At 72.6% G+C, this 18,406-nt stretch carries 17 protein-coding genes; 11 read left to right on the forward strand and 6 right to left on the reverse strand.

The window, feature by feature from the left end:
• Positions 1-153 precede the first annotated feature (153 nt).
• On the reverse strand, positions 154-909 hold the full coding sequence (gene ppgK, locus AB0C99_RS37625; RefSeq protein ID WP_362484689.1) for a polyphosphate--glucose phosphotransferase: 756 nt from the start codon (positions 907-909) through the stop codon (positions 154-156).
• A 30-nt stretch (positions 910-939) separates the two neighbouring features.
• On the reverse strand, positions 940-1,959 hold the full coding sequence (locus AB0C99_RS37630; protein WP_362484691.1) for a 4-hydroxy-3-methylbut-2-enyl diphosphate reductase: 1,020 nt from the start codon (positions 1,957-1,959) through the stop codon (positions 940-942).
• A gap of 54 nt (positions 1,960-2,013) precedes the next feature.
• Here AB0C99_RS37630 and AB0C99_RS37635 point away from each other — a divergent pair, with 54 nt between their 5' ends.
• The 4 genes from AB0C99_RS37635 (at position 2,014) to AB0C99_RS37650 (ending at position 5,956) form a co-directional block, all read left to right on the forward strand.
• Positions 2,014-3,381, forward strand: coding sequence for an APC family permease (locus tag AB0C99_RS37635; RefSeq protein WP_362484693.1), 1,368 nt, complete (start codon positions 2,014-2,016; stop codon positions 3,379-3,381).
• Between the two features lie 120 nt (positions 3,382-3,501).
• Positions 3,502-4,713: an exodeoxyribonuclease VII large subunit gene (gene xseA, locus AB0C99_RS37640; protein WP_362484695.1), complete on the forward strand. Its 1,212-nt coding sequence runs from the start codon at positions 3,502-3,504 to the stop codon at positions 4,711-4,713.
• Between the two features lie 248 nt (positions 4,714-4,961).
• Positions 4,962-5,219: an exodeoxyribonuclease VII small subunit gene (locus AB0C99_RS37645; protein WP_362484697.1), complete on the forward strand. Its 258-nt coding sequence runs from the start codon at positions 4,962-4,964 to the stop codon at positions 5,217-5,219.
• Between the two features lie 143 nt (positions 5,220-5,362).
• Positions 5,363-5,956: a malonic semialdehyde reductase gene (locus AB0C99_RS37650; protein ID WP_362484699.1), complete on the forward strand. Its 594-nt coding sequence runs from the start codon at positions 5,363-5,365 to the stop codon at positions 5,954-5,956.
• Between the two features lie 97 nt (positions 5,957-6,053).
• Here AB0C99_RS37650 and AB0C99_RS37655 read toward each other — a convergent pair whose 3' ends face one another.
• A complete protein-coding gene (locus tag AB0C99_RS37655; protein ID WP_362484700.1) occupies positions 6,054-6,587 on the reverse strand; it encodes a DUF4245 domain-containing protein in 534 nt (177 codons plus the stop codon).
• A 117-nt stretch (positions 6,588-6,704) separates the two neighbouring features.
• Here AB0C99_RS37655 and glpX point away from each other — a divergent pair, with 117 nt between their 5' ends.
• Positions 6,705-7,736, forward strand: a complete 1,032-nt coding sequence (gene glpX / locus AB0C99_RS37660) for a class II fructose-bisphosphatase (protein WP_362484702.1) — start codon at positions 6,705-6,707, stop codon at positions 7,734-7,736.
• Between the two features lie 145 nt (positions 7,737-7,881).
• Here the strand turns inward: glpX and AB0C99_RS37665 are convergent, their stop codons facing one another.
• On the reverse strand, positions 7,882-8,250 hold the full coding sequence (locus tag AB0C99_RS37665; RefSeq protein WP_362484704.1) for a WhiB family transcriptional regulator: 369 nt from the start codon (positions 8,248-8,250) through the stop codon (positions 7,882-7,884).
• Positions 8,251-8,408: 158 nt separating this feature from the next.
• Entirely contained in the window at positions 8,409-9,119 is a 711-nt protein-coding gene (locus AB0C99_RS37670; protein ID WP_362484706.1) for a DUF1707 domain-containing protein, read from the reverse strand.
• A 221-nt stretch (positions 9,120-9,340) separates the two neighbouring features.
• Here AB0C99_RS37670 and AB0C99_RS37675 point away from each other — a divergent pair, with 221 nt between their 5' ends.
• Together AB0C99_RS37675 and AB0C99_RS37680 are read left to right on the forward strand one after the other, a co-directional pair.
• Positions 9,341-11,011 (forward strand): fumarate hydratase, encoded by a 1,671-nt coding sequence (locus tag AB0C99_RS37675; RefSeq protein ID WP_362484708.1) that lies wholly within the window; start codon positions 9,341-9,343, stop codon positions 11,009-11,011.
• A gap of 238 nt (positions 11,012-11,249) precedes the next feature.
• Positions 11,250-11,879 (forward strand): HAD family acid phosphatase, encoded by a 630-nt coding sequence (locus AB0C99_RS37680; protein WP_362484710.1) that lies wholly within the window; start codon positions 11,250-11,252, stop codon positions 11,877-11,879.
• 91 nt (positions 11,880-11,970) lie between these two features.
• Here AB0C99_RS37680 and AB0C99_RS37685 read toward each other — a convergent pair whose 3' ends face one another.
• Positions 11,971-13,509, reverse strand: coding sequence for a ricin-type beta-trefoil lectin domain protein (locus AB0C99_RS37685; RefSeq protein ID WP_362484712.1), 1,539 nt, complete (start codon positions 13,507-13,509; stop codon positions 11,971-11,973).
• A 143-nt stretch (positions 13,510-13,652) separates the two neighbouring features.
• Between AB0C99_RS37685 and AB0C99_RS37690 the strand changes: the two genes are divergently transcribed.
• The 4 genes from AB0C99_RS37690 to AB0C99_RS37705 form a co-directional block, all read left to right on the forward strand.
• A complete protein-coding gene (locus AB0C99_RS37690) occupies positions 13,653-15,053 on the forward strand; it encodes a class II fumarate hydratase (RefSeq protein ID WP_362484714.1) in 1,401 nt (466 codons plus the stop codon).
• 166 nt (positions 15,054-15,219) lie between these two features.
• Positions 15,220-15,885, forward strand: coding sequence for a DUF402 domain-containing protein (locus tag AB0C99_RS37695; RefSeq protein ID WP_362484716.1), 666 nt, complete (start codon positions 15,220-15,222; stop codon positions 15,883-15,885).
• Between the two features lie 302 nt (positions 15,886-16,187).
• Positions 16,188-18,035, forward strand: coding sequence for an ATP-binding SpoIIE family protein phosphatase (locus AB0C99_RS37700; RefSeq protein ID WP_362484717.1), 1,848 nt, complete (start codon positions 16,188-16,190; stop codon positions 18,033-18,035).
• A 164-nt stretch (positions 18,036-18,199) separates the two neighbouring features.
• A partial coding sequence (locus tag AB0C99_RS37705; RefSeq protein ID WP_362484719.1) for a hypothetical protein occupies positions 18,200-18,406 on the forward strand: 207 nt, incomplete at its 3' end.

Consider the following 18,406-nt stretch of genomic DNA (forward strand, 5'->3'; position numbering starts at 1 on the left):
TCATGTGGGAAACGGCTCCGGTTACGGACACCGGAGCGAGCGAAGCGAAGCGGAGGTCGCAGTCCGGACACCCCTGCCCCCGCGGAGGTTCCGGCCCCCGCCCCGACCACGGGCCCCGGTCCGACCAAGCGAGCCCCCGCCCGCCCCCTCCCGTCAGCCGGCGGCGCCGGCCGTCAGCGCCGCCATCCCCGCCCCCACGATCCCCGCGTTGTTCTGCAGCTCCGCCGGGACGATCTCCGCCTCGATGCCCTCGATCAGCGGCAGGAACCGGTCCGCCTTGCGGCTGACGCCGCCGCCGATGATGAAGAGCTCCGGCGAGAACAGCATCTCGACGTGGGCCAGGTACTTCTGCACCCGCCGCGTCGCCCAGTGCTCCCAGCTCAGGTCCTCGTCCTCGCGCGCCTTCGACGAGGCGCGCTTCTCGGCGTCGTGGCCCTTGAGTTCCAGGTGGCCGAGCTCGGTGTTGGGGAGGAGCTTGCCGTCGACGAAGACGGCGGAGCCGATGCCGGTGCCGAGGGTGAGCAGGATGACGGTTCCCTTGCGGCCCCGCCCGGCGCCGTACGCCATCTCGGCGACCCCGGCGGCGTCGGCGTCGTTCAGGACGGTGACCGGGAGCCCGCCGAGACGGTCGCCGAGGAGGCGGCCCGCGTCGACGCCGATCCAGGACTTGTCGACGTTCGCGGCGGTGCGGATGGTGGAGCCGGTGACCACGCCGGGGAAGGTGACGCCGACCGGGCCTTGCCAGCCGAAGTGCGCCACGACCTCCGCGACGCAGCCCGCCACGTCGTCGGGTGTGGCGGGCTGCGGGGTCAGTACCTTGTGGCGCGGCTCGGCGAGGTCGCCGCGGTCCAGGTCGACGGGGGCTCCCTTGATGCCCGAGCCGCCGATGTCCACTCCGAAGACGTTCATGGACCCAACGTTACGGGGCGGAGCCCTGCGTCACTCGTTTTCGAGCAGGGCCGCCGCGGCGGCGCGCAGGTCCTTGTTGCGGAGCTCCTTGGGGAGCGAGAAGGTCAGCGACTCGTCGGCGGTCTTGACGATCTCCACGTCGGCGTAGCCGCGCTCGGCCAGCCACTCCAGGACCTCCTGGACCAGGACGTCCGGGACGGAGGCGCCGGAGGAGAGGCCGACGCTGGTGACGCCCTCCAGCCACGCCTCGTCGATCTCGCTGGCGAAGTCGACCAGGTACGCGGCGGGGACGCCGGACTGCTTGGCGACCTCGACCATGCGGATCGAGTTGGAGGAGTTCTTGGAGCCGACGACGATGACGAGCTCGGCCTGTCCGGCGAGCTCCTTGATCGCGATCTGGCGGTTCTGCGTGGCGTAGCAGATGTCGTCGGAGGGCGGCGAGATGAGCTGCGGGAACTTCTCCTTCAGCGCGTCGACCGTCTCCATGGTCTCGTCGACGGAGAGCGTGGTCTGGGAGAGCCAGACGACCCGGGAGGGGTCGCGGACCTCGACCTTGGCGACGTCGGCGGGGCCGTCGACGAGCTGGATGTGGTCGGGGGCCTCGCCGGAGGTGCCGATGACCTCCTCGTGGCCCTCGTGGCCGATGAGGAGGATGTCGAAGTCCTCGTTGGCGAAGCGGACGGCCTCCTTGTGCACCTTCGTCACCAGCGGGCAGGTGGCGTCGATGGTGGCGAGCCGGCCCTTGCGGGCCTCCTCGTGCACGGTGGGGGCGACGCCGTGCGCGGAGAACATCACGATGTTGCCCGGCGGGACCTCGGTCGCCTGGTCGACGAAGATGGCGCCCTTCCGCTCCAGGGTCTGCACGACGTACTTGTTGTGGACGATCTCGTGGCGGACGTAGATCGGGGCCCCGTACTGCTCCAGGGCCTTCTCCACGGCGATCACGGCACGGTCCACACCCGCGCAGTAGCCGCGGGGAGCGGCGAGCAGGACACGCTTCGGGCGGTTCGTCGCGGGCGTCGACGCGGGCGTTGCAGTCATGCGTCCCATCGTAAGGCCGCGTCGGTCAGCGTTTGGAGCGGTGCCGTGGCCGAGACTGGCGCCATGGCTGACGATGCGCGGGGGCAGGCGGCGGCGGAGGCGGGGGGCGCGGGGCACACCGGTCTCCGGCGCGACCTCGGGTTTCGCGATCTTGTCGTGTACGGGCTGCTGTTCATCGCGCCGATGGCGCCGGTCGGCGTCTACGGCACACTCGACGCGAAATCGCATGGCGCGGTCGCACTGGTGTACCTGGTGGCGACGGTCGCGATGGCCTTCACGGCGCTGAGCTACGCCCAGATGGTGCGGGTCGCGCCGCAGGCGGGCTCCGTCTTCACGTACGCGCGCAAGGGGCTCGGGGAGGGGCCGGGGTTCATCGCCGGGTGGATGGCGATGCTGGACTACCTGCTGATTCCGGCCGTGGCGTATCTGTTCGCGGGGATCGCGATGGAGGCGCTGGTCCCGGCGGTGGACCGGTGGGTGTGGACGGCGCTCGCGGTGGTGGTGACGACGCTGCTGAACCTGTGGGGGGTGCGGGCGGCGGCGCGGGTGGGCTTCGCGGTGCTGGCGATGGAGATCGTGGTCCTGCTGGTCTTCGTGGTGTCGGCGGTGGTCGTGCTCGTGCGGGACGGGACCCGGCGCGACTGGTGGTCGCCGCTGGTGGGCGACGCGGGGTTCTCGGCGGCGGCGGTGATCGGCGCGGTGTCGGTGGCGGTGCTGTCGTATCTGGGCTTCGACGCGATCGCCTCGTTCGCGGAGGAGGTGACGGGGGGCTCCGAGAAGGTGGCGCGGGCGGTGCTGTTCTGCCTGGCGCTGGTGGGTGTGCTGTTCGTGGCGCAGACCTGGCTGGTGGCGCTGCTGGAGCCGATGTCCTCGCAGCAGCTGGCGGCGGATCCGGCGGCGCAGGGCTCGGCGTTCTACGACGCGGTCGAGACGGCGGTGGGCGGCTGGCTGCACGACCTGGTGGCGGTGTCGAAGGCGATCGGGGCGGCGTTCGCGGCGCTGGCGGGGCAGGCGGCGGGGGCGCGGCTGCTGTTCGCGATGGGCCGCGACCGGCGGCTGCCGCGGGTGCTGGCGCGGACGGATTCCGGGGTGCCGCGGGTGGCGCTGCTGGTGGCGGCGACGGTGACGCTGGTGGCGGCGGTGTGGGCGGCGCGGCGGGGCGACGGGCTCGACCATCTGGTGTCGGTGGTGGACGTGGGGGCGCTGACGGCGTTCGTGCTGCTGCACGCGAGCGTGGTGGGGTGGTTCGCGGTGCGCCGGATGGAGGGGCCGCCGCACTGGTTCCGGCATGTGGTGGGGCCGGTGCTGGGCGCGGTGATCCTGATCGCGGTGATCGTGGAGGCGTCGCCGGCGGCGCAGGTGGTGGGCGTGATCTGGTTCGGGGTGGGGCTGGTGGTGCTGGCGGTGCAGGGGTCGCGGCGGGGGGCCTGAGGGTACGGGGGCGGGGCCGGGGCCCGTGGGCGGCGCGGGTGCCGGGCGGGGCCGCGCGCGGGCCGGCGCCCCGGGCCGCTTCCGGGTTCCGGTGTCCTAGGGGGCCGTTACGCTCGGCTCATGGCTCTCAACACGTCCGCCGAAGCGCCGCTGCCCGTCGGGGAGGTCTCCCGGCTCATCGGGGGGTGGATCGACCGGCTGGGGGCGATCTGGGTCGAGGGGCAGATCACGCAGTTGTCGCGCCGGCCCGGGGCCGGTGTCGTGTTCCTGACGCTGCGGGATCCCTCGTACGACATCTCCATCAACGTGACCTGCTACCGCCAGGTCTTCGACGCGGTCGCCGACGTCGTCTCCGAGGGCGCCCGGGTCGTGGTGCACGCGAAGCCGGAGTGGTACGCGCCGCGCGGGCAGCTCTCGCTGCGCGCGGCGGAGATCAAGCCGGTCGGGGTCGGCGAGCTGCTGGCGCGGCTGGAGCAGCTGAAGCGGAGCCTCGGCGCGGAGGGTCTGTTCGCGCTCGACCGCAAGAGGCCGCTGCCGTTCCTGCCGCAGCTCGTGGGGCTCGTCTGCGGGCGGGCGTCGGCGGCCGAGCGGGACGTCCTGGAGAACGCGCGCCGCCGCTGGCCCGCCGTCCGCTTCGAGGTGCGCAACGTCGCGGTGCAGGGCGTGAAGGCGGTGCCGCAGGTGATCGGGGCCGTGCGCGAGCTCGACGCGCACGAGGAGGTGGACGTGATCGTCGTGGCGCGCGGCGGCGGCAGCGTGGAGGACCTGCTGCCGTTCTCGGACGAGCAGCTGGTCCGGGCGGTGGCCGCGTGCCGTACGCCGGTGGTGTCGGCGATCGGCCACGAGCCGGACTCGCCGCTCCTCGACCTGGTCGCGGACCTGCGGGCGTCCACGCCGACCGACGCCGCCAAGAAGGTGGTGCCGGACGTCGGCGAGGAGCTGGAGCGGGTGCGCGGGCTGCGGGACCGGGCGCTGCGGACCGTGCGCGGGCTGCTGGACCGGGAGGAGCGGGGGCTCGCGCAGGCGCTGGCCCGCCCGGTCATGGAGCGTCCGCGGCGGATGGTGGAGGTGCGGGAGGAGGAGGTCGCGGCGCTGCTCGCGCGGGGCCGGCGCACCTTCGGGCACCTGCTGGACCGGGCCGAGTCGGAGCTGTCGCACACCCGGGCGCGGGTCCGGGCGCTGTCGCCCGCGGCGACGATGGAGCGGGGGTACGCGGTGCTCCAGCGGGCGGACGGCTCGGTGGTCCGGGATCCGGCGGAGGTCGCGGCGGACGAGGAGCTGCGGGCCCGGGTCGCGGCGGGCGACTTCACGGTGCGCAGGACGGACGCCTGAGCCGGGCGGGGGCCGGTCGCGGGAGCCGGTCTCGGGTCCGGCGCCTGAGCCGGTCTCGGGTCCTGCGCCCGAGCCGATCTCGGGCGGGTCGCAAGCCGGCCGGAGGCAGCGTCGAAGGCAGCGCCGGAGGCCGACCAAAAGCCGCGCCGCGCCCGCGCCGGGGCTCGCCCCCCGCGTCACGGCCCGGCCGGGAAGTACAGAGGAACGTCAGAGATACGTCAGGCAACTGACAGACAAGGGTGGACGGCATGGCGGCACGCGGCGGTACGGAAGAGACTGCTCTCGGCTACGAACAGGCGCGCGACGAGCTCATCGAGGTCGTCCGGCGGCTGGAGGCGGGCGGCACGACGCTTGAGGAGTCCCTGGCGCTCTGGGAGCGCGGCGAGGAGCTGGCGAAGGTGTGCCGGCGTTGGCTGGAGGGCGCCCGCGCCCGTCTGGACGCCTCGCTCGCCGCCGAGCGCGCGGAGGACTCCGCGGCGGAGGGCGCCGGCTCCGGGACCGAGTAGGGGCGGCGGGCGGCGGGATGCCGGACGGCGTCACGTACACTCGACTGTGAAGCGGATCACTATCCGGATAGGATTGTTGAAGTTTCACCTACCTTCGGCGTACTGTCGAGCCATAGCCCCGTACACCCCGGAAGGTACGCAGCATGTCTCTCGCCCTTGACCCCACCGCCCAGGACCTCCTCTTCCGTGAGGCCCGCACCGCCAACACGTTCACCGACGAGCCGGTGACCGAGGAGCAGGTCCAGGCGATCTACGACCTGGTCAAGTACGGCCCGACCGCCTTCAACCAGACCCCGCTGCGCATCACCCTGGTCCGCTCCCCCGAGGCCCGCGAGCGCCTGGTGAAGCACATGGCCGAGGGCAACCAGCCGAAGACCGCCGCCGCCCCGCTGGTCGCGATCCTCGCCGCCGACAACGAGTTCCACGAGGAGCTCCCGGCCCTGATGCCGCACTTCCCGCAGGCCAAGGACCTCTTCTTCTCGGAGCGCCCGGTCCGCGAGCAGTCCGCGCTGCTGAACGCCGCCCTCCAGGCCGCGTACTTCATCGTCGGCGTCCGCGCCGCCGGCCTGGCCGCGGGCCCGATGACCGGTCTCGACTTCGAGGGCGTCCAGAAGGAGTTCCTCGACGCCGACCACACCCCGCTGATGGTCATCAACATCGGCAAGCCGGGCGAGGACGCCTCCCCGTTCCCGCGCCAGCCGCGCCTCGCCTACGAGGACGTCATCACCACCGTCTGACGACCGCCGTCCGATCCCGGACGGGACGAAGAACGGTACGAAGAACCCCCGGGCACGGTGTGCCCGGGGGTTCTTCACGTCGGTGTCGCGGGAGGCCCTACGCCTTCTTCCCCTGCAGCGCCCCCGCCATCTGCGCCAGCCGGTCGAACGACGCGGTGCCCGTCACCACGGTCGTCGCGCCGTCCTCGGTGCGCACCAGGGCGTCGTACTTGGGGCCCTCCCAGCGCTGCCAGACCTTGCCGGCGACCGTCTCGGTCCTGCCGGTGTCCTTCGCCCGCTGGGTGACGTCGGGCACGTACTTGCGCGGTTCCTCGGTCGACTGGTGGATCGCCACGTACTGGGTGTCCGGGTCCAGGAAGCCGAGCTGCCAGGCGTTGTGGTTCTCCCGCTTGTACGAGACGACCGTCGCCCTCCAGTCCTCGCCGAGGCCCTCGGGGGCCAGCACCGGGTAGGGCGCCGCCCGCTGGGCCGTCAGGAGCTCGACCCGGTAGTCCTTCGTCTTGACCGGGTTCGCCTTCTCGTCGTGCGGGATGAAGAGATACATCACACCCGCCGCGACCATGATCACCGCGAGGGACTGGAACATCCCTCGTACCGTCTGCCTGCCTCGCATACCTGCCACGCCCCCCATGGTCGCATCATGGTGTTGTGCTCATACGTGGGCCCCTCTGCTCATTTTGTCGACCTGGCGATAGAGTCACAGCACCCTCTTTTTTCCGGCCGTCGCCGTACAGAAAGGTGCGCTCCGATGACCGAGCACCACCTCCCGCCCGAACTGGAGGTCTCTCCCGAGGCCCCCGACCGCAACCTCGCACTCGAACTGGTGCGCGTCACCGAGGCGGCCGCCATGGCCGCCGGCCGCTGGGTCGGCCGCGGTGACAAGATCGGCGCGGACGGCGCCGCCGTGAACGCCATGCGGACCCTGATCTCCACCGTCTCGATGAACGGCGTCGTCGTCATCGGCGAGGGGGAGAAGGACGAGGCCCCGATGCTGTTCAACGGCGAGCGGGTCGGCGACGGCACCGGCGCCGAGGTCGACATCGCGGTCGACCCGATCGACGGCACCACCCTGAACGCCAAGGGGATGCCGAACGCGATCGCCGTGCTGGCCGCCGCCGACCGCGGCACCATGTTCGACCCGTCCGCGGTCTTCTACATGGACAAGCTGGTCACCGGCCCCGAGGCCGCCGACTTCGTCGACATCAACGCCCCCGTCTCGGTCAACATCCGCCGGGTCGCCAAGGCCAAGGGCATGAACCCCGAGGACGTCACGGTCGTCATCCTGGACCGGCCCCGGCACGAGGGCATCGTCAAGGAGATCCGCGAGACCGGCGCCCGGATCAAGTTCATCTCCGACGGCGACGTGGCCGGTTCGATCATGGCCGTCCGCGAGGGCACCGGCATCGACCTGCTGATGGGCATCGGCGGCACCCCCGAGGGCATCATCTCGGCCTGCGCCATAAAGTGCCTCGGCGGCGTCATCCAGGGCAAGCTCTGGCCCAAGGACGAGGCCGAGCGCCAGAAGGCCCTCGACGCGGGCCACGACCTGGACCGGGTGCTCACCACCCACGACCTGGTCTCCGGCGAGAACGTCTTCTTCGTCGCCACCGGCATCACCGACGGCGAGATCCTGCGCGGCGTGCGCTACCGCTCCGAGACGGCGACCACCCAGTCGCTCGTCATGCGCTCGAAGTCCGGCACGATCCGCCAGATCGACTCCACGCACCGGCTCTCGAAGCTGCGCGCGTACAGCAAGATCGACTTCGACCGCGCGAAGTAGCCGCCGGGCGGCACGCGGTCGCGGCCGACGCGACGACGGCACGGCGCGACGACGGTACGAAGAGGGGCGCCCCCATGTGCGGTGGGGGCGCCCCTTCCCGTACGGGCGACGGACCCGTCGGCCCCGTCAAGGCCCGTCGGACCTGTCAGCCGGCCTTGGCGATGCCCTCGGACGCGGCCTTGCGCAGCTCGACCTCGCGGCGCCGGCGGCGGGCGAGCACGACGCGGCGCTCGGCGGCGGTGAGCCCGCCCCACACCCCGTACGGCTCGGGCTGGAGCAGGGCGTGCTCGCGGCACGCGACCATGACCGGACAGCGGGCACAGACCCGCTTGGCGGCCTCCTCGCGGGAGAGCCGGGCGGCGGTGGGTTCCTTGGACGGGGCGAAGAAGAGGCCGGCCTCGTCCCGGCGGCACACCGCCTCCGTGTGCCAGGGGCCACCCTCGTCCTCCCGCGCGGGGACGCGCTGGGACGGCACGGCGGCGACCTGGAGGGGCTGATGCGGCGTGTGCAGCACGGTCTACTCCTGACGACGGCTTCGCGAGCGAGCGACGATGCACCAGCCCTACCCGCTGTGCGCGCGCCTATGCACTGCGTGCCGCCGAGTTCCGCAGCGCGGACACCGGGCGGCGAATTCCGGTCACCCCGGTGAACGGGGGGACCGGAGCCGCCCGTTCAGCCGTCGAGGCGCTTCTTGAACTTCTCCTGGACGCGGGCCTGGAGGTCGGTGATCCACTTGCCGCGCTTGGGCTTGGCCTCCACGTTCCCGAAGACCGAGTAGCCGTTGACGACGACGAGCGGGGCCTGCGGGTCGGCGCCCTCCAGGGTCACCACCTCGAAGTTGCCGAAGATGCCGGTGCCGCTGCCGCGCAGGCTGATGTTCTCCGGGACGCGGACCTCCACGTTGCCGAAGATCGAGGTGGCGTTGATGGTGGTGAGCCGCTGGGCGAAGATCGCCTCGGTCAGGTCGATCTCGATGTTGCCGAAGAGCGCGAAGGCGTTGGTCTTCCGGCCGACCCGCCAGCGGCCCTTGCGGGTGGTGCTGGAGAAGATCGCGACCAGGTTGTCCGCGGTGCCCTCGACGTCCTCCGGGCCGTAGAGCGGGGCGGGCGCGGGCGCGGTCGCGCCCTGGGCGGCCGGCAGGTCCCGTACCAGCGGCTCCAGTTCGCCGACGGTCTTGGCGCGGTAGACGGAGTCGATCCGCTCGCCGTGCTCCTCGGCGTCGATCCGGCCCTCGGCCAGGGCGTCCCTGAGGATGTCCGCGATCCGGTCCCGGTCGGCGTCCGAGGCCCGCAGCGACCCTTCGGGGTCCGCGTAGGCGGGCCGGGGCGCGGGGGCGGGCTCGGCGGGAGCGACCGGCTGCTGGGGCTGCTTTTCGAGGTCCACGTCCTCAGCCTAGCGAAACGCGATAGATCGCGACCAGGGGCGGTCGCCGTGTCCCGCCGCCGGGGACCGGCCGAGGGTGCGGAACGCGCCATCCCGGAGCGGTCCGGGCGGCTGGTGAGCCTTACCTCACAGGATCCGGCCCGCGCCCGCGTCTTACGCTGGAGGGAGCGCCGCCAATGGAGGCGGCGCCGCTGTCTGCCGAGTGAGGAATGGCCGCCGTCATGCCCGAGTTTGCGTACTCCGATCTGCTGCCCGTGGGAGAGGACACCACGCCCTACCGCCTGGTGACCGCCGAGGGCGTCTCCACCTTCGAGGCCGACGGCCGTACGTTCCTCAAGGTCGAGCCGGAGGCGCTGCGCGTGCTGGCCGCCGAGGCGATCAAGGACATCCAGCACTTCCTGCGCCCGGCCCACCTGGCCCAGCTGCGCCGGATCATCGACGACCCGGAGGCGTCGGGCAACGACAAGTTCGTCGCGCTCGACCTGCTGAAGAACGCGAACATCGCCGCGGCGGGCGTGCTGCCGATGTGCCAGGACACCGGCACGGCGATCGTCATGGGCAAGCGCGGCCAGAACGTCCTGACCTCGGGCCGTGACGAGGAGGCCCTGTCGAAGGGCGTCTACGACGCGTACACCCAGCTGAACCTGCGCTACTCGCAGATGGCCCCGGTGACCATGTGGGAGGAGAAGAACACCGGCTCGAACCTGCCGGCGCAGATCGAGCTGTACGCGACGGACGGCGGCGCGTACAAGTTCCTCTTCATGGCCAAGGGCGGCGGCTCGGCCAACAAGTCCTTCCTCTACCAGGAGACGAAGGCCGTCCTCAACGAAGCGAGCATGATGAAGTTCCTGGAGGAGAAGATCCGTTCGCTGGGCACCGCGGCCTGCCCGCCGTACCACCTGGCGATCGTGGTCGGCGGCACGAGCGCCGAGTTCGCGCTGAAGACCGCCAAGTACGCCTCCGCGCACTACCTGGACGAGCTGCCCACCGAGGGCTCGGCCGAGACCGGCCACGGCTTCCGGGACAAGGAGCTGGAGGAGAAGGTCTTCGAGCTGACGCAGAAGATCGGCATCGGCGCGCAGTTCGGCGGCAAGTACTTCTGCCACGACGTGCGCGTGGTGCGCCTCCCCCGGCACGGCGCCTCGCTGCCGGTGGCCATCGCCGTCTCCTGCTCGGCCGACCGCCAGGCGGTCGCGAAGATCACGGCCGAGGGCGTGTTCCTGGAGCAGCTGGAGACGGACCCGGCGCGCTTCCTGCCGGAGACGGAGGACGCGCACCTGGAGGAGTCGGGCGACGTCGTCCGGATCGACCTCAACCAGCCGATGGACGAGATCCTGGCCGAGCTCACCAAGTACCCGGTGAAGACCCGCCTCTCGCTGAACGGCCCGCTGGTCGTGGCGCGCGACATCGCGCACGCCAAGATCAAGGAGCGGCTGGACGCGGGCGAGGAGATGCCGGCGTACCTGAAGGACCACCCGGTGTACTACGCGGGCCCGGCGAAGACCCCCGAGGGGTACGCCTCCGGCTCCTTCGGCCCGACGACGGCCGGCCGGATGGACTCGTACGTGGAGCAGTTCCAGGCGGCGGGCGGCTCGAAGGTGATGCTGGCCAAGGGCAACCGGAGCAAGCAGGTCACGGACGCGTGCGGGGCGCACGGCGGCTTCTACCTCGGCTCGATCGGCGGCCCGGCGGCGCGGCTCGCGCAGGACTGCATCAAGAAGGTCGAGGTCGTCGAGTACGAGGAGCTCGGCATGGAGGCGGTCTGGAAGATCGAGGTCGAGGACTTCCCGGCGTTCATCGTGGTGGACGACAAGGGCAACGACTTCTTCCAGAACCCGGCGCCGGAGCCGACCTTCACTCACATCCCGGTGCGCGGCCCGGGTCTCGGCTGACCCGGATCCCCTTAAGCCGTAATCCGTAGTCCGTAGTCCGTAATCCGTAAGCCGTAGCCGTACGGCAGGGCTCTCGCGGCGCCCCTCGGTCCTCCGGGACCGGGGGGCGCCGTCGTGTCCGGGTGTCGGTCCGTGCTCGGAAAGTGGCTACCGGACGGTAGCCCTGGCGACACTTACTGGTCAGTATTGGCCGCGAGCATGTCAACCACTGAGCCGGTCGACCCCTCGGGAGCCCCCCATGCCCTCCAGCAGAGCCGCCAAGGCCACCGCCGCCGTCGCCCTGACCACCGCCCTCCTCGTCGGCGGCGGCGCGCCCGCCGCCTGGGCCGCCGACCCGGACGGCCACCTGACCTCCGCCGCCGCCCTCAAGCACGTCGACTACCGGACCTGGCTCCGGGACGTGTCCGCCGTGGTGGCCGAGGCGCGCCCGTACATCGAGGAGCGGGCCGCGGACGCCGGGCGGGAGAGGCAGGCGATCGTCCTCGACATCGACAACTCCTCGCTGGAGACGGACTTCCACCCCTTCTGGGAGCTGCCGACACCCGCGATCGCCGACGTCCGCGCGCTCGTCCTGGACGCGCACGCGCGCGGGGTGGCCGTCTTCTTCGTGACCGCCCGCCCCGGCATCATCGAGCCGCTCACCGACTGGAACCTGAAGCGGGCCGGCTACCCGGTCGACGGGCTGTACGTGCGCTCGCTGCCCGACCTGTTCGGCGAGGTCAGCGCGTACAAGACGGCGAAGCGCGCGGAGATCGAGGCCAAGGGCTACACGATCATCGCGAACATCGGGAACAACACCGGCGACCTGGTCGGCGGCCACGCAGAACGCACCTTCAAGCTCCCGGACTACGGCGGCAAGCTGTCGTAGGGCCGGGACCCCGGGTCCGCCCGTCCCGGCGGACGCGCGAGGGCCCGGCCACCCCCCTCGGTGGCCGGGCCCTCTCGTGCGTACGCGCAGGTCAGACGAAGCGCTGGTTGGCGGTGCCGGCGCAGTTCTGGAGCCGGATCGCCTCCCGTGCCGCGCCCTGGGTCAGGCACAGTCCGGTCGCCGCGGCCGGGCGCAGGGTGTCGCCGTCGCGGACGAACTTCTGGTTGGCGCCGCCGTGGCAGTTCCAGATGATGAGGGCGGCGCCGGCCTTGTAGTTCGCGCCGGACACGTCCAGGCAGCGGTCCTGGGTGAGCCCGGTGTGGACGGTGCCGCGGGCGGAGTCGTACCACCAGTTCTGGTTCCGGCCGCCGTGGCAGTCCCAGCCGAGGACGGCGGTGCCGTTCGCGGACTCGGAGGCGTTGACGTCCAGGCAGTTGCCGGTGGCGCCGTTCTTCAGCGGCTTGTACGCGTCGTCCCAGGCGAGCGGGAAGAGCGTCGGGGTGCCGCTGGAGCCGACGTCCGCGCAGCTCGCCTCGCGCAGGCCGGAGCCGTAGATCTGGGTGAGGCAGGACGCGAAGGCGCCGTGGCCCCGGTAGTTGGGGTGGAAGGACTGGCGGACGGAGTTCTCGTCCGGGGTGCCGGGCTTGGAGAGGTCGATGTACAGGCCCCGGGCCCAGGTGTCCTCCATGCAGACCTCGTGGCCGTGGAAGAGCCGCGAGTTGTCGAGGTAGACCGCGCCGGTGTCGGCCGCCGCCTGGCGCATCCCGCGCTCGAAGGCCGGGACGGCGGTGTTGCGGCCCCACTTGGTGTCGGAGTCGTAGCCGAGGCCGCCGCAGGCGAGCTTGCCGGGGAAGTTCGGGTTGTCGCCGAAGTCCGGGCCGATGGGGCTCGGGTAGCCCATCAGGACCAGCTTGTAGTCGGCGTCGGCGTACCCGGCGTCGCGCATGACGGTCCGCAGGTCGCGGACGGTCTGCTCGACCTTGGGGACGAGGCCGTCGACGCGCGCCTGCCAGCCGGGCGCGTACTTGGGCTCGCAGGCGCCCTGGAGGAGCAGGTAGCGCTGGACGCAGTCGGTCATGACGGGGCCGAACTGGAGGTCGTCGTTGGCGCCGGCGACCAGCAGCACCATCTTGAGGCGCGTGTTGCGCGCCTTGACGGCCAGGTTGTCGCTCTGGACGAGCTCGTCGGCGTACTGCTTCGAGCCGCCGATGCGGATGTTGCCGGTGTACGCGCCGGAGCAGGCCACGTTGAACGTGAGGTCCGCGGGGATCCCGGTGCGGTGGATGGCGGCGTCGGGCGAGCGGTGGCACCAGTTGGTCGGGCCGTTGGTCGGGGACTCGTAGCTGCCGACGCCCTCGCCGGAGATCTCGCTGTCGCCGAGCGAGATGAGACCGGTCTTGCGCTGGGCGAGCGGACGCTCCTCGGGGCTGCCGTAGATCTTGGTGGCCTCGGCGGCGCGGACCGCCTCCAGCTCCGGCGGGAGCGGTACGGAGGTGGTCTGGGCCGTTCCGGTCGTTCCGCTCGTGTCGGCCGCGCCGGCGGGGGCGGCGGCCGTCATGCTGCCGAGGGCCGCCGCCGCCGCGGCGACGACCGCGACCGGCCAGCGGAGTCTGTACCTGGTGCGCCTCATTGCGCCTCCTGGAAGTGGGGTTACCCACGGTTTTTACTGGCCGGTACGCGACTTGGGAATACGTCGAACAAGACAAGTGCTCATGTTTTTACGGGGAGTTCTGGCGGCCACCCCCCGACCAGCGCACCAGGAGGAAGACGAACATGAACGACGAAGCCGGCTACCGGACCGAGCACGACTCCATGGGCGAGGTCCGCGTCCCCGCCCACGCCAAGTGGCGCGCCCAGACCCAGCGCGCGGTGGAGAACTTCCCGGTCAGCGGCCAGCGTCTGGAGCACGCCCACATCGCCGCCCTGGCCCGGATCAAGGCCGCCGCCGCCAAGGTCAACGCGGAGCTCGGGGTGCTCGACGAGGAGCGCGCGGCGGCGATCCGCTCGGCGGCGGAGGAGGTCGTCGAGGGGCGCTGGGACGAGCACTTCCCGGTCGACGTCTTCCAGACCGGCTCCGGCACCTCGTCCAACATGAACGCCAACGAGGTGATCGCCACGCTCGCCGGCGAGCGGCTCCCCGAGGGCCTCGCGGTGCACCCCAACGACCACGTCAACGCCTCGCAGTCCTCCAACGACGTGTTCCCGTCCTCGATCCACATCGCCGCGACCGCCGCGGTCACCCACGACCTCATTCCCGCCCTCGCCCATCTGGCGGAGTCCCTGGAGCGGAAATCGGCCGAATTCGCGGAGGTCGTGAAGTCCGGCCGCACCCACCTCATGGACGCCACCCCGGTGACCCTCGGGCAGGAGTTCGGCGGCTACGCGGCCCAGGTGCGGTACGGCGTCGAACGGCTGCGCGCCGCGCTGCCCCGGCTCGCCGAACTCCCGCTCGGCGGCACCGCCGTGGGCACCGGCATCAACACCCCGCCCGGCTTCTCCACCGCCGTCATCGCCGAGGTCGCCCGCGCCACCGGACTGCCCCTGACCGAGGCCCGCGACCACTTCGAGGCGCAGGGCGCCCGGGACGGGCTGGTGGAGACGTCCGGGCAGCTCAGGACCATCGCGATCTCCCTCACGAAGATCGCCAACGACCTGCGCTGGATGTCCTCGGGGCCGCGCACCGGCCTCGCCGAGATCAACCTGCCGGACCTCCAGCCGGGCTCCTCGATCATGCCGGGCAAGGTCAACCCGGTGATCCCCGAGGCCGTCCTCATGGTCGCCGCCCAGGTGACCGGAAACGACACCGCGGTGGCGGTCGCGGGCGCCGCCGGGAACTTCGAGCTCAACGTCATGCTCCCGGTGATCGCCAAGAACCTCCTGGAGTCGGTCCGGCTGCTCGCCAACGCCTCCCGGCTGCTCGCCGACCGCACGGTCGACGGGATCACCGCCAACGTGGAGCGGGCCCGCGAGTACGCCGAGTCCTCGCCGTCCGTGGTGACCCCGCTGAACAAGTACATCGGCTACGAGGAGGCCGCCAAGGTGGCCAAGAAGGCGCTGGCAGAACGCCGGACGATCCGCCAGGTGGTGCTGGACTCGGGGTACGTGGAGCGCGGCGACCTCACCCTGGAACAGCTCGACGAGGCCCTCGACGTGCTGCGCATGACCCGCCCCTGAGCCGCCCCCGGGAGCCGCCCCCGGCGGGCCCCGACCGGCTCCCGACCCGCCCCCGGGCCCGCCGCGCGCCGGGTCCGGGCCCCGCCATGACCCGTTCTCGCCTACCGGCGGGCCGTCCGTGACCTTCGCCGCAGCGGCGCCGGGGGCGCGCCCCTAAGATCTGCGCATGACAGGATCCGGCCGCCCCCAGCACTGGGCGCCGGGGGATCACATCCTCTGGCGCTACCGCGACAACGCCACCGGCGACGTGCACATCTGCCGGCCGGTCACCGTCGTGCGCGACACCCCCGAGCTGCTCGCGGTCTGGATGGCGCCCGGCACCGAATGCGTCAAACCGGTCATGACCGACGGCACCCCGGTCCACGAGGAGCCGCTGGCCACCCGCTACACCGCGCCGCGCACCACCACCCGGGCGCACTGGTTCGGCACCGGCGTCCTGAAGCTCGCCGCGCCCGCCGACCCCTGGTCCGTCTGGCTGTTCTGGGAGCGCGGCTGGCGCTTCCGCAGCTGGTACGTCAACCTGGAGGAGCCCAGGACCCGTTGGTCCGGCGGCATCGACTCCGAGGACCACTTCCTCGACATCTCCGTCTACCCGGACCGCAGCTGGATGTGGCGGGACGAGGACGAGTTCGCGCAGGCCCGGCGGGCCGGCCTGATGGACGCCGCCGGGGCCGCCCGGGTCAGGGCGGCGGGCCGGGCGGCCGTGGAGCTGATCGGCGCCTGGGGGTCGCCGTTCTCCGACGGCTGGGAGAACTGGCGGCCGGACCCCGCCTGGCCGGTGCCCGCGCTCCCGGCCGACTGGGATCGCACCCCGGCGCACACCGTGCCATGAGACCCTTGATGCGCCCCCCGGGTGCAACCGTAGGATCGTCCTCCGCACGTTCTCGATCACCGCACGACGATCGACGGACGACGATCACCGGACACCGCGTCACACACTGAGCACGGCACAGGATCTGACCGTAAGTCATCCATGAGGGAGAGAGCAGTGGCGGACGTGTGCTCGGCTGGTCCCGCTGCTCGCGGCGTCTTCACATCCGCCGCCCGGCGGGGGTTTAGCCCCGGCGGGAGCGCGGCATCGGCGAGAAGAGCGAGTGCATCGCACCACCGGCACGGACGGACGGAACCCCAGGCGTGACGGAGCATCCCACCTCCCACGAAGGGCGCCAGCCGCTGGCTGCCCAGCCACAGGAGCGCACCCGCCCCCGTCAGGAGGCCGCGGCGGCCGTCGCCGTGCCCGCGCCCGCCCCCGGCAGCGGCGGCGGGAACGGCACGGGACCGGACGCCGCGGCCGCCCGGCGCGAGGGCGACCGGCTGCGGTTCGTGGGCGCCGCGACCCGGCGGATCGCCCGCGGCCTCGACCTGGACGAGATCGTGCTCGGCCTGTGCCGGGCCACCGTGCCGACCTTCTCGGACGCGATCCTGGTCTACCTGCGCGACCCGCTCCCGGTGGGCGACGAGCGCCCCGCGGAGCCCTTCGTGCTGCGGCTGCGCCGCACCGACCGGCTGCGGTTAACGGACCTGGAGGGCGAGGAGCTGGTCCTCGTCCCCGACCCGGACCCGACCCCCGCCGCCGAGCTGTGCGAGGTCCACTCGGGCAGCGCGCTGGCCGAGGTGCTGCGCGGGGTGCGGCCCGTCGCCGGCGACTCCGCGGCCGCCCGCGCGGCGCTCCCCGAGCTGCTCGGCCCGGACCACCCGGTGCCCGGCGGGCAGCGGGCCATACTCGCGCCGCTGCGCGGCCGGCGCCGGGTGATCGGCGCGGCCGTGTTCCTGCGCGGCCCCGAGCGGGCCGGCTTCGAGCCGAACGACCTGCTCGTGGCGGCCCAGCTGGCGACCCACACGGCGCTCGGCATCGACAAGGCCGTGCTGTACGGGCGCGAGGCGTACATCGCGGACGAGCTCCAGCGCACCATGCTGCCGGACTCGCTGCCGCAGCCGACGGGTGTCCGGCTGGCCTCGCGCTATCTGCCGGCGGCCGAGACGGCCCGGGTCGGCGGCGACTGGTACGACGCGATCCCGCTGCCCGGCAGCCGGGTGGCGCTGGTCGTCGGCGACGTCATGGGCCACTCCATGACCTCGGCGGCGATCATGGGCCAGCTGCGCACGACCGCGCAGACCCTGGCCGGGCTCGACCTGCCGCCGCAGGAGGTGCTGCACCACCTGGACGAGCAGGCCCAGCGGCTCGGCGAGAACCGCATGGCCACCTGCATGTACGCGGTCTACGACCCGGTCTCGCACCGGATCACGGTCGCCAACGCGGGCCACCCGCCGCCCATACTGCTGCACCTGGGCGGCCGGGCCGAGGTGCTGCGGGTGCCGCCGGGCGCCCCGATCGGCGTCGGCGGCGTGGACTTCGAGGCGGTGGAGCTGGACGCCCCGGCCGGGGCCACGCTGCTGCTGTACACCGACGGCCTGGTGGAGTCCCGGCTGCGGGACGTGTCGACGGGCATCGAGCAGCTGCGCGAGCGCCTCGCGGCGACCGCCCAGCTGACCGGCCCGGACCACTCGCCGCCGCTGGAGGCGCTCTGCGACGACGTCCTGGACATGCTGGGCCCCGGCGACCGGGACGACGACATCGCGCTGCTCGCGGCCCGCTTCGACGGGATCGCGCCGAGCGACGTGGCGTACTGGTTCCTGGAACCGGAGGACGCCGCCCCGGGCCGGGCCCGGCGGCTCGCCCGGCGGGCCCTGGAGCGCTGGGGCCTGGAGGAGCTCTCCGACTCGGTGGAGCTGCTGATCAGCGAGGTGGTGACCAACGCCGTGCGGTACGCGGAGCGGCCGGTGACGCTGCGGCTGCTCCGTACCGACGTGCTGCGCTGCGAGGTCGGCGACGACTCCCCGCAGCTCCCCCGGCAGCGCCGGGCCCGGGACACCGACGAGGGCGGGCGCGGCCTGTTCCTGGTGAACCGGCTGGCCCGGCGGTGGGGCGCGACGCGCCTGTCGGGCGGCAAGGTGGTCTGGTTCGAGCTGGCCACCCGCTGACCGTCCCGGCGGCGGACGTACGAGAACGGCGACGGCCGGGCCCCTGTGCGGGGGGCCCGGCCGTCGCCGTGTCTCACTGTCCCTGTGCCTGTCCCTGGCCCTGGCGTCTGCCGTCGAGGGCGCCGTCGTTGCCGTCCGGCGGCGGCTCCGTCGTCGGTCCGGTCGTGCCCCCGGTCGGGGTCGGCTCCGGCGGCGTCGTGGCCGTCGACGTCGGCGGCCGGGTCGGCGTGGTGGCCGTCGAGGTCGGCGGCTGGGTCGGCGTGGTGGCCTCGTCGCTCGGCGTCGTGGTCGGCGTCGGCGAGCCGCTGGAGGTCCCGGTCGGCGTCGGCAGGCCGGTGTCGCCGCCGGAGGTGCCGTCGGTCTTCAGGTCG

This window comes from Streptomyces sp. NPDC048659 (assembly GCF_040650575.1).
Classification (GTDB): domain Bacteria; phylum Actinomycetota; class Actinomycetes; order Streptomycetales; family Streptomycetaceae; genus Streptomyces.